Here is a 23,493-nt window from a genome sequence, read left to right on the forward strand (position 1 = left end):
CCGGAGAAGGCCAATCGAAGGGAGAGAGTGTATGAAATTTTTATTAGTGATCGCGATGTCTACAGTACTTACAGGAACAGCTTTTGGTGCATGTTCATCATCATCACCAGCTGAGTGTAAGACAAAACAAGAGTGCGACGGAATTTCAAAAGAAGGACAGAAGTTTGTTTTCAATGAAAGTAGCAAAGTAAAATGTATGCTTCAAGAAACTTCAGTAGCAACAAACTGTCTTGAGAACAACAACTCAAGCCTGAATGTTTCTAAAACTGATGCTGCTTCAGGAAAAGACGGTACTACAGGAACGACTGGTACAACAAAATAGTCGCTGTTTTTCCTCTCTTCGACATACACTTAGATAATTTAAAAATGGACCGCCTGGTTAACAGGCGGTTTTCATAATCCGACCTGTCTCATAGAGACTTCCATTGTTAATCACTTCAGACACTTTCTAGGGGCACTTATAAGGCTTGTATGTGATACCCCATAATTTAGTGCTGATGACGAGGCAATACCTCTATAAAAGCCAAATAGCGTCTTTAATCAATATATGTATATATTTCACACAGTGCTGTTTAAAGTTTAAACACTTTTTCAGAGGGAAATTCCTAAGTTTTTAAAATTGCAGACACCAAATCTTGGCATGGAGCCTGCAACTTAAAATACAAACAAAACCAGGGGAATTTTATGAAAGCACTAATCATCCTATCTCTTACTATAGTTTCACTTAACGCTTTTTCAGCTGAAGTTGGAGAAGATAAAAAAGGTGAATGTATCTACTCTAACCAATCTAATAAGAGAGATGCAAAAGAAGTAGTGGCCACGTCTTCAGATGACAAGAAACCAGAATCAAAGGCCGTTTCAAAATAGATTTTAATATCCATTTCTGCATACATTATTCTCACACTCCTTTTAAGAACCCCGCGAATGCGGGGTTTTTTAATGCCCTGAAATAACAAAAAACTGTGTAAATATTTTTCATCCCTGTCTAAAGTTTGGACGAAAATAGCTGAGCAATTTCTTCTAACTCATCAAAAGATCAAGAACACGAAGTTGGCATTGTTAGTGCAACTACCAAAGCAAGAAAGCTTAAAAAACCAAAAAGGGGAATTATATGAAAGCACTAATTATCTCATCTCTACTTTTCTTTTCTTTAAGAGCAATGTCAGGTGAAGTTGGTGAAGACAAAAAAGGTGAATGTATCTACTCTAACCAATCTAATAAGAGAGATGCAAAAGTGGTAGTAGACACTTCTACTGAAGAAGCGAAGAAAGAAGCTATCAAGACAATTTCAAAATAAGTTTTAAAGACATTATTGATATTATAAAGAGGGGCCCACTGAATAGTGGGCCTTTCTTTTTTTATTCGTCGCTCAAAGCGCGTCTTAATCTTTCTTGTTCTTCATCACTGTAAGTATCATCGGCAGGTCCATTTTCCTTGATGATTGACTTCTTCTTTTTGACCGCGGCCATTTTAGATTTTACCTGGTCCTCTTCCAGTGAAGGTTCAGAGTTAGAGTAGAGTTTTTTTGAATATCTCTTGGTAGATGAAAACTTCTGTTTTGTGGCCTTGGCAGCATCGCGGGCATATGGGGTCACCATGCTGTAGAGCTTGTCGAAAACTTGTCTTCCTCCACCAATCGGAATGCACATGATGGCAAAACTTAGAGTGAAATAAAAAATAAAACGAATGATAAACATGATAGTCCCTTATCTATTATCTTTTTCAACCAGGCGTTCAACTTTTTCAACGGCCTTTATCAGGTCGTCTCTTTCAAATGGCTTTTGTAGGAAATCGCTGGCACCGTTTGAGATCGATTCAATAACAATGCTTTCAATATTCAGAGAAGACATCATAATAATGAATTTTTCTCCTGAGCTTTTTTCCTGAAGGTGTTTGGTGAGTTCAAGACCAGAGATTTCTGGCATAACGATATCGATAAAAATCAGGTTAGGTTTTGCAGAGTGGGCAATCTGAATGGCCTCTTCCGCAGATCCTGCCTGTCCGATAACGTTGAATCCTTCGTAAGTCAGAATATCAACCATGTTTTTGCGGTTGAAGTCTGAGTCATCCACAATAAGGATTTTGAGCTTGTCATGATTGCGAGGTGGTTTCATAGAATGATCCAAATTAAATGTTTCTTCTATGTTTATGATATCGCAAAAGAGGGATCTAAAAAAAGAAAAACCAACAATACTGTTGGTTTCTCTTTTTAGTCATACTAAATTTGTCGGAAACTAGGCTGCTGCAGGCGGCAGAGTTTCTTTTCTTGAATACACTTTCTTCTTTTTCTTTTCTTTCCATCCCACTAGAGCAACGTCCAGGACTTCATCAAACGATTTAACTGGGACGAAGTTTAGTTTTTCTCTGTATTCGGCCGGGATGTCTTCCAGGTCTTTTTTGTTTTTCCATGGAATAATGATCGTCTTAACGTTCATTCTCATTGCAGCTAGGGCCTTTTCTTTTAGACCACCGATTGGAAGAACTTTACCTGTCAGAGTAATTTCACCAGTCATTGCTACGTCTTTACTTACTGGTGTCCCAGTAAGAAGTGAAACGATAGCTGTTGCCAGCGTGATCCCTGCACTTGGACCATCCTTTGGAGTCGCTCCTGCCGGAAGGTGGATATGCAGTTCGTTCTTTTCGAAAACATCGTCTTCAATTCCCAGTTCCATTGACTGGCTTCTGATGTATCCGATAGCTGCCTGAGCAGATTCTTTCATTACGTCACCAAGCTGACCTGTCAGAGTTAGACCTCTTCCTTTCATCTTAGTTGTTTCGATGTAAAGAACTTCACCACCGTGAGCCGTCCAGGCAAGACCTGTCGACACTCCGATTTCATCTGTTTCTTTTTCATCGTCTTTTGTGAAAACTGGTGGTCCAAGAAGTTTGAAAACTGTCTCGCTCATGATGTGAGTCTGCTCAGCTTCACCTTTAGCTATTTTCATTGCTACTTTTCTACAGATAGCCCCGATTTTTCTCTCTAAGTTACGAAGACCAGCTTCAGAAGTGTATCCTTTGATAACACTTGCAACACCTTCATCAGTAAAGTTGATGTGTTTGTCGCTGATTCCGTTTTCATCCATTTGTTTAGGAATGATGTACTTTTTCGAGATCGCCACTTTTTCTTCCTGTGTATATCCAGAAAGATTGATGATTTCCATACGGTCTCTTAATGGAGCAGGGATCTGCTCTAAGAAGTTAGACGTGGCAATGAACATAACGTTTGAAAGATCAAAAGCTACGTTTAAGTAGTGATCGCGGAAGTTCATGTTTTGTTCCGGATCAAGAACTTCAAGAAGCGCCGCAGATGGATCACCTTTGAAATCTCCACCTAGTTTATCGATCTCATCAAGAAGGATAACCGGGTTGTTTGTTTTTGCTTGTTTCATGGCCTGAACGAAACGTCCTGGCATTGCGCCGACGTAAGTTCTTCTGTGTCCACGGATTTCGGCTTCATCTTTTACGCCACCAAGAGAGATGCGAACGAATTCGCGTCCACAAGCTTTAGCGATAGATTTACCAAGAGATGTTTTACCTACACCTGGAGGTCCAGAGAAACATAGGATTGGTCCTTTCATTCCTGGTCCCTTAAGCTGTCTTACAGCAAGGTATTCTAAAATTCTTTCTTTCACTTTAAATAGATCGAAGTGGTCTTCGTTTAAGATTTCCAGAGCTGCGTCCAGGTCAATCTTTTCTTCAGAAGTCTTAGACCATGGAAGATCGCACATCCACTCTAAGTAACTTCTAAGGATAGAAGCTTCTGATGAGTCAGGGTGCATTTTTTCCAGACGAGCAATCTGCTTAAGCGATTCTTTTTCTGCTTCTTCAGGCATTTTCGCTTTAGCGATCTTGTTTCTGATTTCAGCAAACTCATCATCTCCTTCTTTTTGACTTTCGTCTCCAAGTTCAGATTTGATAGCTTTAATTTGCTCTCTAAGGAAATACTCTTTCTGATTTTTTGTAATTTCTTCTTTTGCTGTCGACTTAATCTTGTTTTGCATCGCCAGGATTTCCAGCTCGCGTGCAAGGATGTCGTTAATTCTGTGCAGTCTCTCCATTGGATCAAGGATCTCAAGGATTGTCTGTGCTTCACCAACATGAAGATTCAGGTTAGAGGCCACCAGGTCAGCAAGTCTTCCCGGATCTTTGATATCTTCAAGGATCATCAGGATATCTGGAGAAAGCACTTTCCCCATATTGATAACTTTTTCAAGTTGCTCGCGGATGTTTCTCATTAGAGCGTTAGCAGCAACATTGTTCTCTTCAAGTTTTACATCTTCTACCTTCATCAATTTACACATGAAGTAAGGAGCTTCTTGAGTGAAAGCTGTAATGCGAGCTTTAGAAAGACCTTGAACCAGAATTTTGATTCTTCCGTCAGGAAGCTTTCTCATTCTCATGATCATGGCAATTGTACCTACTTCGTAAATTTCATCCGGAGCAGGTGCTTCAGCTTTCATGTCTTTTTGACTTGAAAGAAGAATCAATCGGTCAGTCTTTGTCAGCGCGTGGTCAACGGCCTGAATTGAAGATTCTCTTCCAACGAAAAACGGTAGTATCATAAATGGGTATACTACGATGTCTCTAATCGGCAGGAGAGGGAGATGATCTTTTAGTTCGATGTTGTCACCCTCATAATTAGTTACCATACATATCCTCCAAATTGGCCTATCTGCAAAATCATTTGCATTCAGTTATCCAAATCGGGTTATGGAATAAACTCTTTAAAATATTTTAAGATTTTGTGAATATTTATTCATTTTTTTTGGTTATACTTGAGGGCGATTATCACTGTATTAAATGAAAAATAGACGAAATACTTGAGCGGTTACATAGGGAGATACGAATGAAAATGACCATAGGGGCAGTTATTCTTGCAGCGGGCGAAGGAAAGCGTTTGAAATTAGATGCACCGAAGCCTTTAGCACCATGTTTAGATAAAAAACTCGTGGATTTTCCCATTCGCGAATTACAAAAGTTTTTTAGTCGGAATAATTTATCTGGTACTCAGACAGCTGTGATTGGTCACCAGAAAGAGTTAGTTCAAAGTTATATTTCTTCTCGCTACCCAGAGGTAAAATACGCTGTTCAAGAAAGACAATTGGGAACGGCCGATGCTCTTCGCGCGTACTTTAATTCTTCTCCTAATACACACGGATTCGACTACACGCTGGTTATCTGTGCAGACACTCCAGTTGTTTCTGAAAAAGAATTAACCCAAATGTTAGAGCTTTTAGAACATGAGAGCTGTGACGGTGTAGCGGCGACTTTTATCGAGTCAAATCCCAAGGGATACGGGCGTATCATTAGAGGGACAAAAGGCTTTCATATTGTAGAAGAAAAAGATGCCACAGATGAGCAAAGAAAGATCACTGAAGTGAACTCTGGTCTTTATCTTCTTAAGACATCATATGTCCTGGAACATTTAAAAAATGTAGATTCGAATAATAAGTCGGGTGAGTTCTACCTGACAGACGTTTTTAAAGACGGCTTTAATGTAAAGGCACTTTGTTTTCCAGAAGGGCACATCTTCTTAGGTGTAAATAACCTGGAGCAGTTGGAGTTTGTTGAGACAGTCTTAAGAAAACAAAAAATTGCTGATCTCCGCGAAGCGGGCGTGCGTTTTATTGATTCAGGCCATACCTATATTGATGACGAAGTTGAAATTGGGGCGGGAACCGTGGTGTACCCTAACACTTATATCACCGGCAAAACCAAAATCGGGAAAAATGTAGTGATTGAAATGGGGGCGCAAATTAAAGATTCTGAGGTCGCAGACAATGCTAAGGTTCTGGCTTACTCCATTCTTGAGGATGCCAAACTACATAAGAAGGCACACGCTGGTCCATTTGCCCGCCTAAGACCAGGCTCGGATATTGGGCCGGAAGCAAAAATCGGAAATTTCGTAGAAATTAAAAAAGCAGTACTTGATCGCGGTGTTAAGGTTTCCCACCTGAGTTACGTCGGGGATGCCTTCATCGGGGAAGAGACCAACATTGGATGTGGTTTTATTACCTGTAACTATGATGGTGCCAACAAACATATAACAAGAATCGGGAAAAACTGCTTCATTGGATCGGATTCACAGACGGTAGCTCCGGTTGAGATTGGGGATGAATGCTTCGTAGCTTCAGCGACAACTGTAACCAAGAATATGCCGGATGGATCTTTTGCGATTTCGCGCGGCCAGCAGACGACCAAAGAGGGCATGGCCAAAAGATTCATCAAAGTCAAAGAAAAGAAGTAGTGTGTAAAAAGGTAATACTGTAAAAACCTTAAACACAATTCAATGAATTAGTGCTATTCTTATCCAGCTTAAAAATCACTCTTAAGAGGTATACCTATGTGTGGAATTGTCGGTTATTTTGGACCTTCTCAAAAATCTGTTGAGATCGTTATCGAAGGATTAAAACGTCTCGAATATCGTGGATACGATTCAGCAGGTGTAAGCTTCATTGATCAAAACAATAAAATGCAATTTTATAAAAAAGCAGGAAAGCTTGATAACTTAAAAGCTGAACTGGTTGGAAAAGATACAATCGCACGCGCTTGTATCGGTCACACTCGTTGGGCCACTCACGGTGGTGTTACAGATGTAAACGCTCACCCACATAACAACGAAGTTCTTTCTATCATCCATAACGGTATCGTTGAAAACGCTAACGAAATTAAAAGAGAGCTAGCAGGACACGGAGTAAAGTTTAAATCTGAAACTGACTCTGAATCATTCCTTGAGCTAGTGACATATCACCTAAAACAAGACATGCCGATTAAAGAAGCGATTGCGACTTCTTTCAAACGCGTTGTGGGTAACTCGGCATTCGTAGTCCTTTACCCTAAAACGGGAGAGATCTTCGCTGTAAAAAGAGGAGCACCTCTAGTTTGCGGTGTAAATGAAGTGACATCTGAAGCTTTAGTTTCTTCAGATCCATACGCTCTTGCTGGAATGGTTCACTCGCTATACTTCCCGGAAGACGAAGTTCTAGTTCACCTTTCAGGCGAAAACAAAAACATCGCCAACTTCTATGAACTAGACCTGACAAAGACGACAAGATACCTTTCTAAGAAACAAGACATGTCAGTTGAAGTTTCTGAAAAAGGTGAATATGAACACTTCATGCTAAAAGAAATCCATGAGCAACCAGGTTTAATTAGAAACCTGACTCAGTATTACTTTGCTGGAGAGGGTAAAGAGTCATTAGAAAAAGTTGCGGCCTATAACCCTGAGAGAATTTATCTTTCTGCGTGTGGGACAGCAGCTTACGCAGGTCTTGTGGTTCGCGATTTCTTAGAAGGAATCAACAGAATTCCTGCAACTGTAGAACTTGCTTCAGAATTCCGTTACAAAAACCCAATCCTTAAAAAAGGTGACGTTGGTATCTTCGTTTCTCAATCAGGTGAAACAGCAGATACTCTTGCAGCTCAATCAATCTGTAAAAAGGCCGGTGTAAAAACCATGTCGATTGTTAACGTCGACGGTTCAACACTATACAGAGACTGCGATGACAACCTACTTATCCGTGCAGGAGTTGAAATTGGTGTAGCTTCAACAAAAGCTTTCACTCAACAAGCTCTTACTGGTCGTTTAATGTCAGCTGCAATGGCAGGGGACTTAAAAGACGAAGGAAAAAAAGTAAAATTAACTGGAAAGTTCGCGCTTCTTGCTGAAAGAATCGACAAACTTCTTTTAAAGTCAGATGAAATCAAATCAGTAGCAGAGTCAATCTATAACAAAAAAGGATTCTTCTATACTGGTCGTGGAGCTTACTTCCCAATTGCTCTTGAAGGTGCACTAAAGCTAAAAGAAATTGCTTACGTTCACGCTGAAGGATACGCAGCTGGAGAGTTAAAACACGGGCCAATCGCACTTATCGACGAAGAAATGGTTAACATCGCTCTTGTTGGACCTGAATTATTCGAGAAAACTGTTTCGAACGTTCACGAAATTAAGGCGAGAAAAGGGATCATCGTTGGAATTGGACCTCGTGGCAACGAAGAGCTAATGGGACTAAGCGATTTTTATATACCTCTAGATTTCGATGGTCTGGAAGAATTATCACCACTTTACGTAAACGTGGTGAACCAACTTCTTGCATACTACATGGCGAAATTCAAAGGAACGGATATTGATAAGCCAAGAAACCTGGCTAAGTCAGTGACGGTTGAATAATTCCTATGATACTTTTATGGGATGATAAAACTAGATAGTCTAAATCCCGTTCAAAAACAGGCCGTCTTAAACACTGACGGCCCGGTTATGATCCTGGCCGGTGCAGGTTCTGGTAAAACCAAAACTCTTGTCACCCGAATCTCATACTTATTAGAAGAAAAAAACGTAAGCGCGCACCAGTTGCTCGCGCTTACGTTTTCCAATAAAGCTGCCCGCGAAATGCGCGAGCGTATTGCCCATGAAGTTTCAATGGATGTCGGTGCTCTTCAGATCACTACCTTCCACGCTTTTTGTGCCAAGCTTTTAAGGTCTGAGGCCAATTACCTGGGCCTTTCCCGCAATTTTACGATCTATGACGAAGGTGAATCAAAGGCGATTGCAAAATCGCTTTTAGAGCGCCGTGGAATTTCAACGAAAGAGATCAATCCATACGACATTCTGACTTATATCGATTCGCTTAAAAACAATGGGTATTACCCTGGAAGAGTTATGCAGGATGGAGGCGGAGCTGATCCGTCTGATGAATTCTTTGGATATTTTGAAGAGTATGAATCAGAACTTCACCGCGCTAATGCTCTGGACTTCGGAGGACTAATCACGGCAGTGATTCAGCTCTTTGAAAAATTCCCGGATGTTTTAAACCGCTATCAAAACCGTTTCATCTACGTTTTAGTAGATGAGTATCAAGATACCAACCGCGCGCAGTTTGAGCTTATCAAAATGCTTTGTGGAAAACGCAGAAATATATGTGTGGTAGGAGATGAAGACCAGTCGATCTATTCTTGGCGTGGAGCTGATATCAGAAACATCCTGGACTTTGAAAAAGTATGGCCGGATGTAAAAGTTTTAAAACTAGAGCAAAACTACCGTTCGAGTAAAACGATCATTGAAGCTGCCTCATGTGTAATTGAAAAAAATACTATGAGAAAAGGCAAGCACATGTGGACGGACAATCCGGAAGGGGATGCCATTGAAATCGTCGAGTGCTTCAACGATAAAGATGAAGCTGAGTTTATTGCTAATGAATCAGCAAAACTTTACCGCGCAGGAGTGCCTTATAAGGAAATGGCGGTTTTTTACCGCTCAAATGCCCAGGCCCGCCAGATTGAAGATGCTCTAAGAAAATCAAAAATCAATTACCGCGTTGTCGGTGGTGTGAAGTTCTACGAAAGAAAAGAAATCAAGGATATGCTTTCTTATCTTCGTTTGATTATTAACTCAAAAGACTCTCTTGCCCTAAGCCGAATCATCAACGTTCCGGCCCGAGGAGTTGGTGCAACATCGCTTCGTAAGCTTGAAGTGGAAGCTGTTAATAATAACACTTCACTTTGGGATATTATTGAAAAGATCGTCGATCACTCTGGTGAATTCTCCCATATTAAACTCTCAGCAAAGATTAAGTCTTCGCTTTCAGAGTTTGTAACATTAATTAACGAACTTCGCGTTTTAGATCAGAATAAAGTGAAGCCTTCGACTATTTATGAGAAAGCTCTTCATGAGTCTGGCTATTATGCTTTCTTAAAGGCCAACAAGGATTATGAAACCCTGGCCCGTCTGGAAAACTTGGATGAATTACTAAATGCGATCACGCAGTTTGAAGATTCAGCAGAAGTGCCAACGCTTTCAGGTTTCTTAGAGACTATTACTCTGGATTCTAATACTGAATTTGATGAAGGAGCTAAGGCCGTTGATGGTGAAATCTCTTTAATGACTGTTCACGGAGCAAAGGGACTAGAGTTCACTCATGCCTTTGTTGTGGGAGCAGAAGAAAACGTTTTCCCGAGCTATAGAAGTGTCGATAGCGGCGAGATTGCCATGGAAGAGGAGCGCAGGCTTTTTTACGTAGCAATGACCCGTGCCATGATTAAGCTTTATATTACTTTTGCTCAAGGGCGTATGCTTTTTGGCCAGGTGAAGTTTAACGGGCCATCTCGTTTTATTGACGAGATTCCAGAGAAACTCTACAGCTGGAAAAAACTAAAAGGACATCAGGAAGACCGCTATGACAATTCATTCTCAAGTGGAAACTACGATCCTTACGATCAATCTCAAGAGTCGTATTACGATAGCGATGAAGTGGTTTATCAGGTTAAAGAAACGGCAGCTCAACCTCCAAAATCATATCACCAGCCAAAATTCCCAAAAGGGTCAAAAGTGGTTCACTCACTTTATGGTGCAGGATTAGTGGAGAGTTCGGAAGGAGCAGGGGCCGAAGAGAAAGTGCAGATTAAATTCACTGATGGAAATCGCAAGAAATTTATGGTGAAGTTTGCGCCGATTGTTTTAGCTTAATAACTCTGAACGCTTTTGGCAGGCTCGCTTCTAAGAAGAGCTGCCAGTAGTAGTAAAATCCCATTGGAAATAAAAAGAGCAGCATGATCACGCGGTCGATAAGGCTAGCGAGTAGTGCTGCTTCAAATTCAATCCCGTATTGTTTTCCAATATAAGCAGTCACGATCTCTTTAACGCCCATATTTCCAGGAAGAACCTGGAAAAGAGAGATGATTAAAAGAATCATACTGATTTCAAAACTATCAATGAAATTGATTTCAATCCCAATTGCAGTGAAGGCTAGGTAAACTTTCACTGGATAAAGAAGAAAAACACCAATCCATGCCAGAGTCGTAAGCGAAGTGAGCTTAAGATCTTTTAAATACAACTTAGGAGAGTAGCGGCGTTTGAATTTAAAAAGTTTTCCTGCTGTTTCTGTAAAAAAGAGCAAAGCTATCCCTGAGACAGCAAGGGCAAGAAAGACCGATTCTAAAAGGACCGACATCGCTTGATTCTTTTTTAGAAAAAAGTGACAGTATAAAAGCCCAACTGAACCCAAAAAAGTAAAGCCAATCATGATGACGGCAAAACTCATTGATAAAAACTCTCTAATGGCGAGCCCTTTATTATCTTTTAGGTAAAGCATGCGAATGCCCGTTCCTCCTTTGGCGGGAAGAAGCATGTTGAAGAGCTCTGCAGTCACACAAAGACCGTACCATTCTTTAAATTTTAACGAAATGTTGTGCTTAGAGAGTGGGAGTTTTTGAATGATCCCCACTAAGTAAAAATCCAGCGCATGCATTCCCAAGAGGAGAAGAATGTAATCAGGGCGCAGTGATTTTAGATAAACAAACACAGAGCTGTTTTTTTGTATATAAAGGCCCAGACCTAAAAGCAGGACTAACGATAAAAGCAGCAAAGAGGAATGATAGAGTTTTCTCGTTTGTTCACTCATTGCTGCACTATAGGAAAAAGCACTGAAATTGGCCCTGTTCGCTGTAAACTTTACACGAGAGACTTATGGGTTTAGTATGGCAACAATACGACTCATTCATCCAGTGAAATCAATAACATGAAAGATCTACCCCACCTAAAAAACCTGGAAGCTCTCGAACCCTCAATGTTAAAAAAAATGGTCGTTTGGTGCTCTCTAGGGACAGTCATTGGTGCTTTGGCAGGTGTCGCCTCAACACTTTTTCTTCACTCAATTGATTGGGCCATCACCTTTAGGCGCGCTCATTCATGGATTATCGTCTTCTTGCCATTGATTGGTTTTTTAGTGTCGTGGTTTTATAAAAAATACGGTCGCGAAGTTGAACGCGGTAATAATTTAATCATCGATGAAATTCACGAATCTAAAAAAACGATCCCGTTTAGAATGGTGCCGATGATTTTTGCAAGTGGTGTTATCTCGCATCTTTTCGGAGCGTCTGTCGGAAGGGAAGGGGCCGCAGTGCAAATGGGTGGCGGAATTAGTGACCAGTTTGCAAAATACCTGGATCGCTTTTTTAAAAACCGCAGACTCATTTTAATGATGGGGATGAGTGCTGGTTTTTCTTCTATTTTTGGAACACCTATTGCTGGTGCTATTTTTGGTTTTGAAGTCCTGTTCATTGGAACTATGATTTACGATGCTCTTCTTCCTTGTTTAATTGCGGCCATCTCTGGTTATTACACGGCCATATTATTGGGAGTCACTCATCCACACTACTTCTTTATGGATATTCCCCAGGTGTCTATCCCTGGAATTTTAAGCGCGGTAGTTGCCGGTGTTATTTTTGGTTATGCGGCCAAGTTTTTTAGCTGGATGCTTCACGCTGTTAAAGATTTATTAAAAGAAAAAATTTCTAATAGTCTTCTTCATCCAGTTGTCGGTGGGGTTATCCTGGTTATGGCTTATTTTGCGATTGGTTCAGATCGTTATCATAGCTTAGGTGAAGAAGTTATTCGCGCAAGTTTTACTCAGCATATGTATCCCTGGGACTTTTTAGGTAAAACATTTATGACGGCCGTGTCAGTAGGTTCGGGCTTTAAGGGAGGAGAGGTCATGTCTCTTTTTTACATTGGAGCGACGCTTGGAAACTCTCTCTCTTTTGTACTCCCATTGGAATACCCAATCCTCGCTGCACTTGGATTCGTTTCAGTCTTCGCAGGTGCTGCCAATACTCCAATCGCAGGGGTTATTTTAGCATTCGAACTCTTTGGCCCAGGCATTGGCGTCTACGCAGCTCTAGCTGTTGTTGCGAGTTATTTATTCTCAGGAAAAAGTGGCATTTATCATTCGCAGCGCGCACGCGTAGAGAAAAATATTTGAGCATTTGAGTTCAACTAAAATCTAGTTGATATAGACTTCTCTTTAGTCGATAATCGTCTGCATGATGTTGGAAGGATTACTCGGTAATAAATCAGCAGAAAAAGTTATGCTTGCGCTGTATGCAAACGAAGAGTTGCACGCGTCAGCTATCGCTCAAATGTATGAGACCGCTCTTGATCCGATCAAAAAACAATTAGAGAGATTTGAAGAAGCAGGCTTTTTACTTTCACGTGTAGTTGGGCGATCGAGACTCTATAGTTTCAATGAAGCTCACCCCATGATTGAACCGCTGAGAGAACTTCTGGCCATCGCTTACAAACTCGAAAAGAAACAAACAAAAAAGAATATTAAACGTGATTATAGACCAACGAGGGACCTGTGAACCGTAAATTAAAAATTATTGGAATTATCGTCGCTGTCTTTTTAGTTCTGGTTGGCGGAGTCGTGTATTACGCTTCGACAAAATTAAACCCGGAAGAAATTAGAAAGATTGCTATCGAACAAGCTGGGAAGGTTTTCCCGAACGCCACGACTTCCCTTGAAAGCGTGAAGATCGGTTGGGGTTTAAACTTTAAAGTTGAACTTCACAAGTTCGCTCTTAATACCAAGAACCCAGAAGGGGCAGCGGTAGAAATGATGGCGGTAGATGAACTGATTGTGAAAGTTCCCATCTGGGCCATTTTGACAAACGGTGGAGTGATTGAGATCCAAATGGATAAACCTTTGATGAACTATGCAGAGTTCCCGGTTGGAAACAACTGGACTTACGCAATGGGAGAAAAGAAGGAAGAAACAAAAGATCAAAAGACTCCTGAAGAGCAAGCGGCAGCACAAGAAAAAGCGATTGGTATTTTCGGAAAGAGCAAGATCAACGTTAAGTTAACTGATGTAGCTGTGAAGTACGCTTTAAGAAGCAACTCAAGTGGGCAAGTTGGGATCTCGCGTTTTTTAGTCAAAGGATTAAACTTTGAATCTTCAACTGCTTTTGAAATTGCTTCGGATGCAAAATTCGTTATGGCAGATCAGTCAGTGGTTTCATTTAGCACAATCGCGATTGGAGAAATCAACATTGCTGACCTGGTAAAAAACGGCTCAGTGAGCTCAATGGTTCTTGTTAAAGTCAATAACATCGCTAAAACCGGCCTTGAGTGGAAGTTCCCGGAAATTACAACGAACCTTAACCTGCTTCTAAAAAAAGATGGAGAGATTTCGGGTAATGTTCAAACATCTTTTGAAACACAAAATAAAATCGCAGCTGACTTTAAAATGACTAAGCAGATAGAGATTTCAAATATCAATGTTGACATCATTTTAAAAGATGTTGGTCTTATCATGGGCCTTGACCATGCAATCGACCTTTCAAAAGCTAAATTAACAGCGAAAGGTGGAGTCATTTATACAGAAGATAAGAAGATTGATGCCGACCTGGGATTCCAGATTTCACCGGGAATTGGTTACTCAAAAGAAGGAATTGTTGCAACAACAACTGTTAATGGGTCTTTCAAACAAAAAGACATCGCCATCAATGTAAAGACTGATGTGCTGAGTGGTTTGGTTGAAACAATCATCAACGGAGAGTTCGATCCTAACCAGAAGTTTGACCTAAAAGCGCTGAAGCCGTTTGATATTAAAGTAACGGCTTCGAGAATGAAGATTCCTGAAAAATTAATTCAGGCAAAACTGTGGAGTAAAAAAGATCCAGCTGAAGTGGCCAAAGCTGAAGCAGAAGCAGAAAAGGCACGTGCTAAAGCAGCAGCAGAAGGCAAACCTGCTCCAGGACTTCCACCGGCCAACGTAAACGTAGCATGGTCTAATATTAGCGTGGGTGGAGAGGATTTCTCTGGAAAAGGAAAGATTGTTGTAAGTTCACAAGCGATTGCGATTGATGGAATGACTTTCAAGTTCTCAAAAGGATCTGGAAAGCTGACTCAAACAATGAAGCTTGGAGTGAAATCTAGCGAGTCGACATTTGCTCTAGGGATTACAGATTTAAACCTGTCATCATTTAAGCCTTTCCTTCCTCCATTCATTGAAAACTTCTCTGGAACTTTCAGCGGGAGTGTAAATGGGAGCGCTACGATCTACAAAGCGGCCAAGGCCCCTACTTATGATGTCAATCTTGATGTAAACGCAAGAAATGGAGAAATTAAAAAGCTTAATATCTCTGAGTACATCAACCCAATCTTAGGAAGCATCCCGGTTGTTAAGGATCAGGTCCAAGACAAGCAAGTTAAGCTGGATGGGAACTTTGAGACGATGACAATGAAAGGTCGCTTCAAGCAAGACAACTACACAATCTCTTCATTCAACTTCATTGGATTGAACAAAAAAGTTGAACTCAAGGGAAGTGGATCCATTTATCCTCTGCCTGGCTCACAAAATTCAAGTATGGATGTTTACATGACAGAGAATGGAAAAATTGGTGAAGTTCTCCAAAAGAACCTGGGCTCAAAAGAACTTCCAGTTCGTGTAAGCGGACCGGGGTTTGCGATGAAACCGGAAATTCAATTTACAGTTTCTCGTGTTGCGAAGTCGGCCCTTAAAACAAAAGGGGTCGAAGCTGCTCAGAAAGTAATTGATAAGAATATTGATAAAGTTGTTCCAGAGAAAGCTCGTGAACAAGTAAAAGGACTATTAAACGGTCTGTTTAAGAAAAAATAAGAGAGAGAAATGAAAAACGTAGTAGAACCATTAAAATATGAAAACGGAGTCTTAAAACTCCTGGATCAAAGAGTTCTTCCTTTGGAAGAAGTCTATATGACAGCTAAAACAATTGAAGATTGCTTCCGCGCCATTCAGGACATGGTGGTCAGGGGAGCTCCTCTTATTGGTTTTACTGGAATTTGGGGATTGGCCCTGTTCTTAAAGAACAACCCGAAAGTTGTTCTCCCTCAATTTGAACAAGCGGCAGAGTACTTAAAGAGTGCACGTCCGACAGCTGTTAACTTAGCTTACGAAATCGATCGTTGTGTAGAAATGGCAAGAAGTGAAACTCATTTATCTGCTCTTTATCCAAAATTGGTTGATCATGCTTTAGCTGAAATGAATAACCTTTATGAAAAAAACCTGGCGATGGCCAAGTTTGCTGAAGTGGAGTTGCAAAAAATTTACGGTGATCGTCCAATTAACGTGATGACGATTTGTAATACTGGAACGCTGGCCTGTGGAGTTCTGGGAACAGCTTTAGGTGTCATTGTTCACCTTAACCAGCAAAAGAAAGTTAAACACGTTTTTGCTTCTGAAACGAGACCATATCTTCAAGGATCAAGACTTACGAGTTTTGAACTTATCAAAGAAGGCATCAATCACGAAATTGTAGTTGAAGGGGCCGCTTCGTACTTGATGAAAAATAAAATGGTAGACGCCATTTTCGCCGGCGCTGACCGCATCGTTGAAAATGGAGACACGGCCAATAAAGTAGGGACGTCGAGCCTAAGCATTATCGCTAAACACTACGGCATTCCATTTTTTATCGTGGCACCTGTAAGCTCATTTGATCTTGAGATGAAAACGGGAGATCAAATTGAAATCGAACTTCGCGACCCGAATGAGATTTTAAAATTTAAAGGCGCACATATCGCTCACCCGGAAGCCAAGGCACTAAATCCAAGCTTCGACGTGACTGATCACTCGTGCATTACTGCCATTCTTTGTGAAAATGGGGCCATCAATCCTGTGACTCCTGAAAACGTAAAGAAAGTAGCAGGCCAAAAATGATAAGAGCTAGTATTGATATCGGATCAAATTCTGTGCTGCTTTTAGCGGCAGAAATTGATGAAAGAAGCGGAACTATCACTCGCGAAATTTTAAATGAATCTTTTATCACATCACTTGGAAAAGATCTGGATGTGACAAAAAAGTTTCATCCCGATTCAATGAAAGCGACGTATGAAGCTTTAAGCGAGTATAAAAAACTCCTGGAGAAAATCAACTTCCCAGTGAAAGACACCATTATGACGGCAACTGAAGCCAGTCGTGTGGCGACAAACGCCAATGAGTTTTACCAGAAAATTAAAGATGAGTTGGGCTTTTCAGTGCAAATTATCAGTTCTGAAGGTGAGGCCTACTACACAGCTTTAGGCGTAGTCTCTTCTTTTAGTAATCAAAGAAACAACATCATTGTGATGGACGTCGGTGGAGCTTCAACAGAGCTGATTAAAATACAGTTAAACCCATTTAAAATTGCAGAGACTATTAGCCTTCCTGTTGGCTCAGTGAGGGCGACAGATTGGAAGAGTAAGGGCGAATTCGATCAACGAATGGGAGAGATCCTAAGCCCGGATTTAAGTCAATACCACACTGACACTTTGGTGTGTGTGGCCGGGAGTATGACGGCCCTGGCTTCAATGTACTTAGGTCAGCGCGTGTATGAAGACAAAAAGATTGAAGGCATGAGAATCGCTTTTAAGTCATTTCAAGATTTTTCACGCGATCTGCAGAATACGACAGTTGATAATCTTCTGCTTCTTTTCCCTTTCTTGGGCAAAAGAGCGCCGATGGTGGCCGGAGGATCAAAAGTCGTAGAGCTTATTGGCAAGAAATTAAATATAGATACAATGGAAGTATCGACACGTGGACTTCGTTACGGAACAGTGATTTCTGGAGGAATCGATGAGCAATTCATCAGCAGCAGGTAAGGGCACAGACGCGCCTATTCTATTTAAAGCAGGCACAGTGATTTTTGCTCAAGGAAAACCTTCAAAATATCTTTACTTGGTTAAAAGGGGCGAAGTGAGACTCATTAAGTTCAAAGGGCAGAACTTAAGCGCTATTCAACTCTGCGGGGAGCGTGAAATTCTAAATGAAGTGGCCATCCTGACTAATAAGCCAAATGAACTGACAGCGATTGCTAAAACAGACGTGGAGCTGGTTTTAGTCGATCAAAAAGATGTTCTCTCGGTAATCAACAGTTCACCGTCTTGGATTCCGGAAATTTTTGAGACCCTATGTGAGCGCTTAAAACACACACAGGACATGATCGAAGAGCACAATTTGGCGACGGAAAAAGACCCGCGCCTTATCATGTCTAAGGACGAAGAAAAGAAGTACATTCAAGCGCTAGCTGATTTTAATTCTCAGGGCTAGAACTGAACTTGTTTTCTCTTTTTAAGCGACACTAATACTTCAATAATTTTGTTTTGAGCTCTCTTGATGTCTCTTTTCTCAGTAGAGTAAGGAGTCTTCAATACGCGGAAAGCTTCTTCGGCATACTCGCGGTTTGCCAGAGAAAGGAGTCTTCTTTGGAATGAGCGTTCGATATTTTTCAGGGCCATCCCTAGAATAGGGGCGGTGATATAGTTAAAGATCATAGAAAGTTCTGTATCTGAAAGATTGTCCAGATCAGAGAATGTAAAGCATTGTTCAGTCAGCTCTTCGGCCAGTTGTGGGTTTCTGACTTTCAGGTTCTTTAGAAGTTTCGCACGCTCTTCTCTTGGCATATGTTGGAGCATCTCAATGATTTGAGCTTTTCCGTTAATAAATACACCACTAGCGCTGTTGTTATTGTTTTCCATTCTTTCTCCCACGATCTATCCTATGTTTTCCACTTTGAATTTTCTCTCATAAATTTTTCTCTGGCGTTATCCAGAGTGCGCTGATGAGATTCATTAATTTCTGTTAGTTCATTTTGCTGGCTGATTTTAATTTCTTCTACCTGGTCACCGTGAACCTTTTTAAGATTTTCCAGTTCCTGCTTCAGGCGAGTTTGCTCTTCTGCCATTCCTCTTGTGTGCTTTTGACGAATTTCTCCCAGCTTTCTTTCCTGTTCATTTTTCAGGTTGCTGATGCGAGTGTCATAGTCATCGCGCATCTTCTTAAGCTCCAGTTCTTTTTGTTTTGATTCTGAAGTGTAAGTGCGTTCATTTTCAGTCTTCATTTGCTTAAGCTCACTCTCGTAGCGCTTGCTTTCGGCCTCTACATATTTTTGAGCTTTAAGATCATTTATACTGGACATATGTTCCCTTCTTTTAATTCTTTGCTAAGAATTTAAGTACGTCTTAACATTATGATACGAAGACTAAATTCAGAAATGTAGGAGGCAAATATGTCCGTTCAGGAAAAGATCTACTTAGTTCAAGGGAAACGCACTCCTTTTGGCAAATTTGGTGGCTCTTTAAAGGACGTAACCCCTGTAGATCTGGCAGTGCATGCATCTAAAGCTCTGATTTCTGAAATCAAATTAGACCCGGCAAAAATTGATCAGGTTATTTTAGGAAGTGTTGTTTCTTCTTCAACGGACACGATGTATGGCGGTCGCCACCTGGCCCTGAAAATAGGTTGTAGGCAAGAAACTCCAGGTATTGTCGTCAATAGACTTTGTGGATCGGGTATCGAGGCCATTTTAAGTGCCGCTCGTCTTATCAAGTTGGGTGAAGCAAGTTGTGTACTCGCTGCCGGAACAGAAAATATGTCGATGGTTCCTCACCTTGTATACGGTTCTCGTTTTGGGACAAAATACGGATCACTAAAAACTGTCGATATGCTTTTAGATGCGCTGACTGATCAATACGCCCAGACACCAATGGGGATCACGGCCGAAAACCTGGCCGAAAAATTTCAAGTGACAAGAGAGCAGTGTGATACTTTCTCATACAATTCTCATGCGCGTGCAACACAAGCTTATAAAGATGGTCTTCTTCAAGGAGAGATCGCACCTTTTCCATTAAAAAAAGGTTCCTGTAATAGAGACGAACACCTAAGAGATGATGCTTCATTGGATGAAATGAAATCATTAAGACCAACATTTAAAACCGATGGAGTTGTCACTGCAGCTTCAGCTTCAGGAATTGTTGATGGTGCTGCGGCTGTAATTGTAGCCAGTGAATCTTTTGTTAAAAAAGAAGGACTCACTCCACTTGCAGAAATCATCGATGGATTTGTGATTGGTGTCGATCCAAAAATTATGGGGATTGGACCAAGTCCTGCGATTAAAGGTCTTTTAGCAAAAACAAATATGAAGCTTTCTGATATTGATCTTTTCGAAATCAACGAAGCTTTCGCCGGACAAGCACTTTCATGTATGAAAGATGTGGACATTCCGCACGAAAAAATTAATCTATGGGGTGGAGCTGTGGCCCTGGGCCACCCATTGGCGGCCTCTGGAGTGCGCATCACTCACACACTTGCTCGTCAATTAGCTCACTATAAAAAAACGTACGGTATCGCTTCGGCTTGTATCGGGGGCGGACAAGGGATTGCCGTCTTACTTAAGAGAGTTTAATGAACGAATTGGTTTTAACTCATAACGATTACCAGGAATTCAGAAAATGGTTGAACCTCAACCTTGATGGATTGACGTGGCAGGGAAGATTTAAAAAAGAATTTGAAGCTTTCTGGGACGTTTTCTTCGAAGAGAACCTGACGGTAAAAACTCTTATCGTGCGTTTTGATTATGCCTATTCACAAGTAAAAATCGGCTCACTTTCCTCTTGGTTTTTATGGCTAAGAGATAAATTTTTAAGTTACATTTTTCTTTTTAAAAATAAGACAGTGGGCGAGATTGCTCACGAGTCAGAACTAAGTCCATCTCTGGTTGCGACCATTCTTAGAAATTATCTTTTAGATGAGTACCCGCATCTCGATCAGTATTTCAGCGAAGTCTTTCAGGTGGGAAATGTCCTAAGTCCAAACCTGCACACTTCATTTGAAAAAATTAAAAAGGACATCAGCATTGATCGTCCGGAAAGTGGATCGCGCGAAGATGAGATCATGCCCTCAATGGAAGTCACCCTTTTTGATGAGTGGGGCGTTTTTCAAAAGCGCATGAAGGCTGACTTTGGGACTAAAGGTTTTGATCTTTCCAAAATTAAAGAGCGCTCGAGTTTCTTAAAACAAGTGCGAGTGGTTCAAGACATCAGCATTTTGCTTTTACTTTTTACACTGACAATTTATGGAGTTCGCCAGGGAAATATCTGGTATGAGAAACACCTCGCCAACCGAGTCAGCATTTATGAGCCGCAATTTACCTGGCTGAATAAGAGTGGTGTATTCAAAGGCCTTGAGAAAAAGCCAGTTAAAGAGTTTAAGTTAGACTTCGATGGCATTAAGGATATTTCAAAGAGTGATGACATCAACGAATTCTTCGACCCGGAAAAGTACGAAGAAGAATCGGAAGTAACGCTGACCTCGTTTGAAAATATTCCGCGTGATTTAAACAAAGCAGATAAAGAAGCTTCTCAATATGAAGGCGATGCTGAAAACCCGAACGGCTACCGTGAGACAACGGGTGGAACGACAAAGATTTATCGCTTGATGATGACGTCAACCAACACCTATGCGACTCGCGATCAGCTCAATGAACTGGTTAAAAAATACGAGGGGACTCCGGTTGGTGATTCGAATCCAGGTAACGATGTACCCGGTGGTGTCTATTACAATATCTACATTCCTCGCAATGGCTTCAAAGATTTTATGAGTGAAGCAATGAAAGTGAATCAATCAAAACTTTTTGAAAGCAACACTTCGAACGTAAAGAATGTGCCGGGGAAGACGCGAGTCTTCATCATGGTGAAAAGTATCTAACTTTTACATCTGGGCATCATTCATCATGTACAGGCCTTTGAGCTTGCGCAGAAGAATGTGTGATTTTCCAAGATAGTACCACTGTCTAAAAAAGCCGATCATCATGGCCACAAAGAATCCAAGGACAACACCAGAGTGAGTTGTCTTTTGTACTAGACCTGTGTCATGTGCACCGCCAAGCAAGAAAGCAATCATTCCCAAAATGAGCATTAGAATGGTCCATGGAATTGTTTGTCTCTTCGAACGGTCAGCCTCTTCAACAAATTTTTTTGTCTTTTCGATATACGGAGTAAGATCCGACGGCGGCTCATCAAAAAGCTCATTCAGGTTAATTCCACTTGAGACAATAGCGTAAACATTATTTGTTAGACGAGCTACGCCAATAAAGTAAAACATAACGAATGCTTGGGCGAAAATAGTGTAAATAAAGGCCGGAATTGCCAGTTGAATGTGCGAAAATTGCATATGGACAAGGCCTAACGCAAGTAGTGCTGTTAGGATAATACTGACGACCATCAGGATGATTAAAGTACGAAGTAGGTAGGCCATATTTTCTCGCTTATTTCTCTTTGAAAAGGCTCAAATAAATTGTCATGGTAATGTAGATTTGCTATTTATCATTAACAACGTTTTTAAGAAATAAAAAGTAACAAAAAAATAAGGCTTCGGCCTTTTGGTGCTAAACATGTCGACTGGATCTACTGATTCGAAAGCCCCTCAAACTCAAAAGAAAATTCTTGAGAATCCCTTTGTTGGAAGCCTTGTGGTTCCTATTGCCATCGTTCTTGTAGGCGCGCTTATCATTTTCGGTGTAACGAAAATGCTTTCAGCAGAAAGATCGTACAAAGATTTAGTAAACGAAATTCAATCAAAGACTTTTGGAAACAAGTGGGTCGCTGCTTACGAACTTTCAAAACAAATTAACAGTGCTCAGATTCCTGCGGAAGATTATCCTTGGTTAGTTGAGAATTTAACAGTCGCCTATAAAGATTCAGTGGACCCAAGAACAAGAGGGTTCATTATTGCTGCACTAGGTGCGTTAAGTACTGACCTTGCTTTACCGACATTGCAAATCGCATTAGACGATGTTGATACTGACGTTAAGTTTCATGCCGTGGTGGCCTTGGCCAACATGCCTAAAGGGATTTCCTTTGATTGGTCGAAGGTAACAGCAATGCTTAAATCTGAATTACCGATTTTAAGACAATCTGCAACATTGGCGCTTGCAACTCATCAGGTCCCAGAAGCACAAGAGGGAATCAGAGGTCTTCTTCGCGATGAGAGTCTAGTTGTTAGGTACGCTGCGGCGACAGCGTTGATTGCGTACAAAGATGAAATGGCAAAAGAGCATTTGGAAGAAATTTTAAAACTTCCTTATCCTCCAAAAGATGCACGCGTTTTGCCTCCGGCGTTGGATGTAAAACAAATTTCAGATTTAAAGTTGAGTGTTTTAATCACTCTACAAAAATATAATTGGAACATTTTAAACAATACTATTTTAGAGACGGCTGAAAAGGACGAGAATATTTCTGTCGCTACAAAAGCGAAAGAAGTATTAAATCTATTGAAAAAATAGACGATCCTTCGCATAATCTAAGTATTGAATTTTTTTAACAACTTTAGCTGAAACCAAGACAAAGAAAAAGTCTGATCGAGGTTTCGGCTTATTTGCGTCTATAACGAGGAATTTGGTCATGAGTGACACAAAACAGAGTTTAAATCGTCGTGAGTTTTTTAGTTATCTCACAGTTGGATGGGTCATGTTCACAGCTGCATGTGCTGGACTTGCAAGTATGGCATTCAGATTTTCATACCCGAACGTAAACTTCGATCCAGAAATGGAATTCTTAGCGGGAACCCCTGCTGAATACGCAAACGGCGTAGATGAAAGATACAAACAACTTTACGGTGTATGGATGGTTAAGCAGGAAGGAAGGCTTGTTGCTCTTTCAAACATCTGTACTCACTTAGGTTGTATTCCTAACTGGCTTCCAGCTGAATTAAAATTCAAGTGCCCATGTCACGGATCAGGTTACTACATGTCAGGTGTAAACTTCGAAGGGCCAGCTCCGCGTCCACTTGAAAGATATAAAATTTCTCTTCAACCAGACGGGAAAATCAAAGTTGATAAAACAAAAGTGTTCCGCGCTGAAAAAGGCGAGTGGGATAACCCGGATGCTTTCTTACCAGTGTAATTAGTAAAACAATAAAACTTAAA

Annotated in this window: 23 protein-coding genes; 16 read left to right on the forward strand and 7 right to left on the reverse strand. The window is 40.9% G+C overall.

The genetic code is table 11. The features are described 5' to 3' along the window. Window positions 1-31: 31 nt before the first annotated feature. From ACN20O_RS09085 to ACN20O_RS09095, 3 genes are all read left to right on the forward strand, one after another. The gene (locus ACN20O_RS09085; protein ID WP_491639205.1) at window positions 32-322 is read left to right on the forward strand and encodes a hypothetical protein; all 291 of its coding nucleotides are present in this window, start codon (window positions 32-34) and stop codon (window positions 320-322) included. Between the two features lie 362 nt (window positions 323-684). Then, the gene (locus tag ACN20O_RS09090) at window positions 685-867 is read left to right on the forward strand and encodes a hypothetical protein (RefSeq protein ID WP_491639207.1); all 183 of its coding nucleotides are present in this window, start codon (window positions 685-687) and stop codon (window positions 865-867) included. 244 nt (window positions 868-1,111) lie between these two features. Then, entirely contained in the window at window positions 1,112-1,297 is a 186-nt protein-coding gene (locus ACN20O_RS09095) for a hypothetical protein (RefSeq protein WP_102242004.1), read from the forward strand. Window positions 1,298-1,358: 61 nt separating this feature from the next. Here ACN20O_RS09095 and ACN20O_RS09100 read toward each other — a convergent pair whose 3' ends face one another. The 3 genes from ACN20O_RS09100 to lon all read right to left on the reverse strand — a co-directional run bounded on the left by ACN20O_RS09100 (window position 1,359) and on the right by lon (window position 4,649). After that, window positions 1,359-1,697, reverse strand: coding sequence for a hypothetical protein (locus ACN20O_RS09100; RefSeq protein ID WP_142410237.1), 339 nt, complete (start codon window positions 1,695-1,697; stop codon window positions 1,359-1,361). A 9-nt stretch (window positions 1,698-1,706) separates the two neighbouring features. Continuing rightward, entirely contained in the window at window positions 1,707-2,114 is a 408-nt protein-coding gene (locus ACN20O_RS09105; RefSeq protein WP_491639210.1) for a response regulator, read from the reverse strand. Window positions 2,115-2,234: 120 nt separating this feature from the next. Beyond that, window positions 2,235-4,649: an endopeptidase La gene (gene lon, locus ACN20O_RS09110; protein WP_491639212.1), complete on the reverse strand. Its 2,415-nt coding sequence runs from the start codon at window positions 4,647-4,649 to the stop codon at window positions 2,235-2,237. A gap of 197 nt (window positions 4,650-4,846) precedes the next feature. Here lon and glmU point away from each other — a divergent pair, with 197 nt between their 5' ends. The 3 genes from glmU (at window position 4,847) to ACN20O_RS09125 (ending at window position 10,462) form a co-directional block, all read left to right on the forward strand. Beyond that, on the forward strand, window positions 4,847-6,247 hold the full coding sequence (gene glmU, locus ACN20O_RS09115) for a bifunctional UDP-N-acetylglucosamine diphosphorylase/glucosamine-1-phosphate N-acetyltransferase GlmU (RefSeq protein ID WP_491639214.1): 1,401 nt from the start codon (window positions 4,847-4,849) through the stop codon (window positions 6,245-6,247). A 96-nt stretch (window positions 6,248-6,343) separates the two neighbouring features. After that, window positions 6,344-8,170, forward strand: coding sequence for a glutamine--fructose-6-phosphate transaminase (isomerizing) (gene glmS / locus ACN20O_RS09120; protein WP_491639216.1), 1,827 nt, complete (start codon window positions 6,344-6,346; stop codon window positions 8,168-8,170). A 21-nt stretch (window positions 8,171-8,191) separates the two neighbouring features. Beyond that, window positions 8,192-10,462 carry an ATP-dependent helicase gene (locus ACN20O_RS09125; RefSeq protein ID WP_491639218.1) on the forward strand — a complete coding sequence of 757 codons (2,271 nt, stop codon included), beginning with the start codon at window positions 8,192-8,194 and terminating at the stop codon, window positions 10,460-10,462. On the opposite strand, the gene ACN20O_RS09130 is transcribed toward ACN20O_RS09125, so the two are convergent. After that, window positions 10,428-11,396, reverse strand: coding sequence for a lysylphosphatidylglycerol synthase transmembrane domain-containing protein (locus tag ACN20O_RS09130; RefSeq protein WP_491639220.1), 969 nt, complete (start codon window positions 11,394-11,396; stop codon window positions 10,428-10,430). The two genes, ACN20O_RS09125 and ACN20O_RS09130, sit on opposite strands and share 35 nt — an antisense overlap. 117 nt (window positions 11,397-11,513) lie before the next feature. Between ACN20O_RS09130 and ACN20O_RS09135 the strand changes: the two genes are divergently transcribed. The 6 genes from ACN20O_RS09135 (at window position 11,514) to ACN20O_RS09160 (ending at window position 17,840) form a co-directional block, all read left to right on the forward strand. After that, on the forward strand, window positions 11,514-12,755 hold the full coding sequence (locus ACN20O_RS09135) for a chloride channel protein (RefSeq protein ID WP_491639222.1): 1,242 nt from the start codon (window positions 11,514-11,516) through the stop codon (window positions 12,753-12,755). 61 nt (window positions 12,756-12,816) lie between these two features. After that, a complete protein-coding gene (locus ACN20O_RS09140; protein ID WP_102242012.1) occupies window positions 12,817-13,137 on the forward strand; it encodes a helix-turn-helix domain-containing protein in 321 nt (106 codons plus the stop codon). Further along, window positions 13,134-15,416 carry a hypothetical protein gene (locus ACN20O_RS09145; RefSeq protein ID WP_491639224.1) on the forward strand — a complete coding sequence of 761 codons (2,283 nt, stop codon included), beginning with the start codon at window positions 13,134-13,136 and terminating at the stop codon, window positions 15,414-15,416. The genes ACN20O_RS09140 and ACN20O_RS09145 overlap by 4 nt, the downstream gene beginning before the upstream one ends. 9 nt (window positions 15,417-15,425) lie before the next feature. Beyond that, window positions 15,426-16,472, forward strand: coding sequence for an S-methyl-5-thioribose-1-phosphate isomerase (mtnA, locus tag ACN20O_RS09150; protein WP_491639226.1), 1,047 nt, complete (start codon window positions 15,426-15,428; stop codon window positions 16,470-16,472). Then, window positions 16,469-17,392, forward strand: coding sequence for a Ppx/GppA phosphatase family protein (locus ACN20O_RS09155; RefSeq protein ID WP_491639228.1), 924 nt, complete (start codon window positions 16,469-16,471; stop codon window positions 17,390-17,392). Before mtnA ends, ACN20O_RS09155 begins: the two co-directional genes overlap by 4 nt. Then, a complete protein-coding gene (locus tag ACN20O_RS09160) occupies window positions 17,367-17,840 on the forward strand; it encodes a Crp/Fnr family transcriptional regulator (RefSeq protein WP_491639230.1) in 474 nt (157 codons plus the stop codon). Before ACN20O_RS09155 ends, ACN20O_RS09160 begins: the two co-directional genes overlap by 26 nt. Here ACN20O_RS09160 and ACN20O_RS09165 read toward each other — a convergent pair. Then, window positions 17,837-18,268: a FliG C-terminal domain-containing protein gene (locus ACN20O_RS09165; protein WP_491639231.1), complete on the reverse strand. Its 432-nt coding sequence runs from the start codon at window positions 18,266-18,268 to the stop codon at window positions 17,837-17,839. The genes ACN20O_RS09160 and ACN20O_RS09165 overlap by 4 nt on opposite strands. A 20-nt stretch (window positions 18,269-18,288) precedes the next feature. Continuing rightward, entirely contained in the window at window positions 18,289-18,708 is a 420-nt protein-coding gene (locus ACN20O_RS09170) for a hypothetical protein (RefSeq protein ID WP_102242018.1), read from the reverse strand. A gap of 90 nt (window positions 18,709-18,798) precedes the next feature. Between ACN20O_RS09170 and ACN20O_RS09175 the strand changes: the two genes are divergently transcribed. Together ACN20O_RS09175 and ACN20O_RS09180 are read left to right on the forward strand one after the other, a co-directional pair. Further along, window positions 18,799-19,974: a thiolase family protein gene (locus ACN20O_RS09175; protein ID WP_491639233.1), complete on the forward strand. Its 1,176-nt coding sequence runs from the start codon at window positions 18,799-18,801 to the stop codon at window positions 19,972-19,974. Next, window positions 19,974-21,275: a hypothetical protein gene (locus ACN20O_RS09180; RefSeq protein ID WP_491639235.1), complete on the forward strand. Its 1,302-nt coding sequence runs from the start codon at window positions 19,974-19,976 to the stop codon at window positions 21,273-21,275. The genes ACN20O_RS09175 and ACN20O_RS09180 overlap by 1 nt, the downstream gene beginning before the upstream one ends. Before the next feature lie 3 nt (window positions 21,276-21,278). Here the strand turns inward: ACN20O_RS09180 and ACN20O_RS09185 are convergent, their stop codons facing one another. Next, a complete protein-coding gene (locus ACN20O_RS09185; RefSeq protein ID WP_491639237.1) occupies window positions 21,279-21,824 on the reverse strand; it encodes a hypothetical protein in 546 nt (181 codons plus the stop codon). Between the two features lie 136 nt (window positions 21,825-21,960). On the opposite strand from ACN20O_RS09185, the gene ACN20O_RS09190 reads away from it, so the two are divergent. Continuing rightward, the gene (locus ACN20O_RS09190; RefSeq protein ID WP_491639239.1) at window positions 21,961-22,851 is read left to right on the forward strand and encodes a HEAT repeat domain-containing protein; all 891 of its coding nucleotides are present in this window, start codon (window positions 21,961-21,963) and stop codon (window positions 22,849-22,851) included. A 118-nt stretch (window positions 22,852-22,969) separates the two neighbouring features. Then, a complete protein-coding gene (locus ACN20O_RS09195) occupies window positions 22,970-23,470 on the forward strand; it encodes a QcrA and Rieske domain-containing protein (protein WP_491639241.1) in 501 nt (166 codons plus the stop codon). Window positions 23,471-23,493 lie beyond the last annotated feature (23 nt).

This window comes from Bacteriovorax sp. As-1, assembly GCF_058446905.1.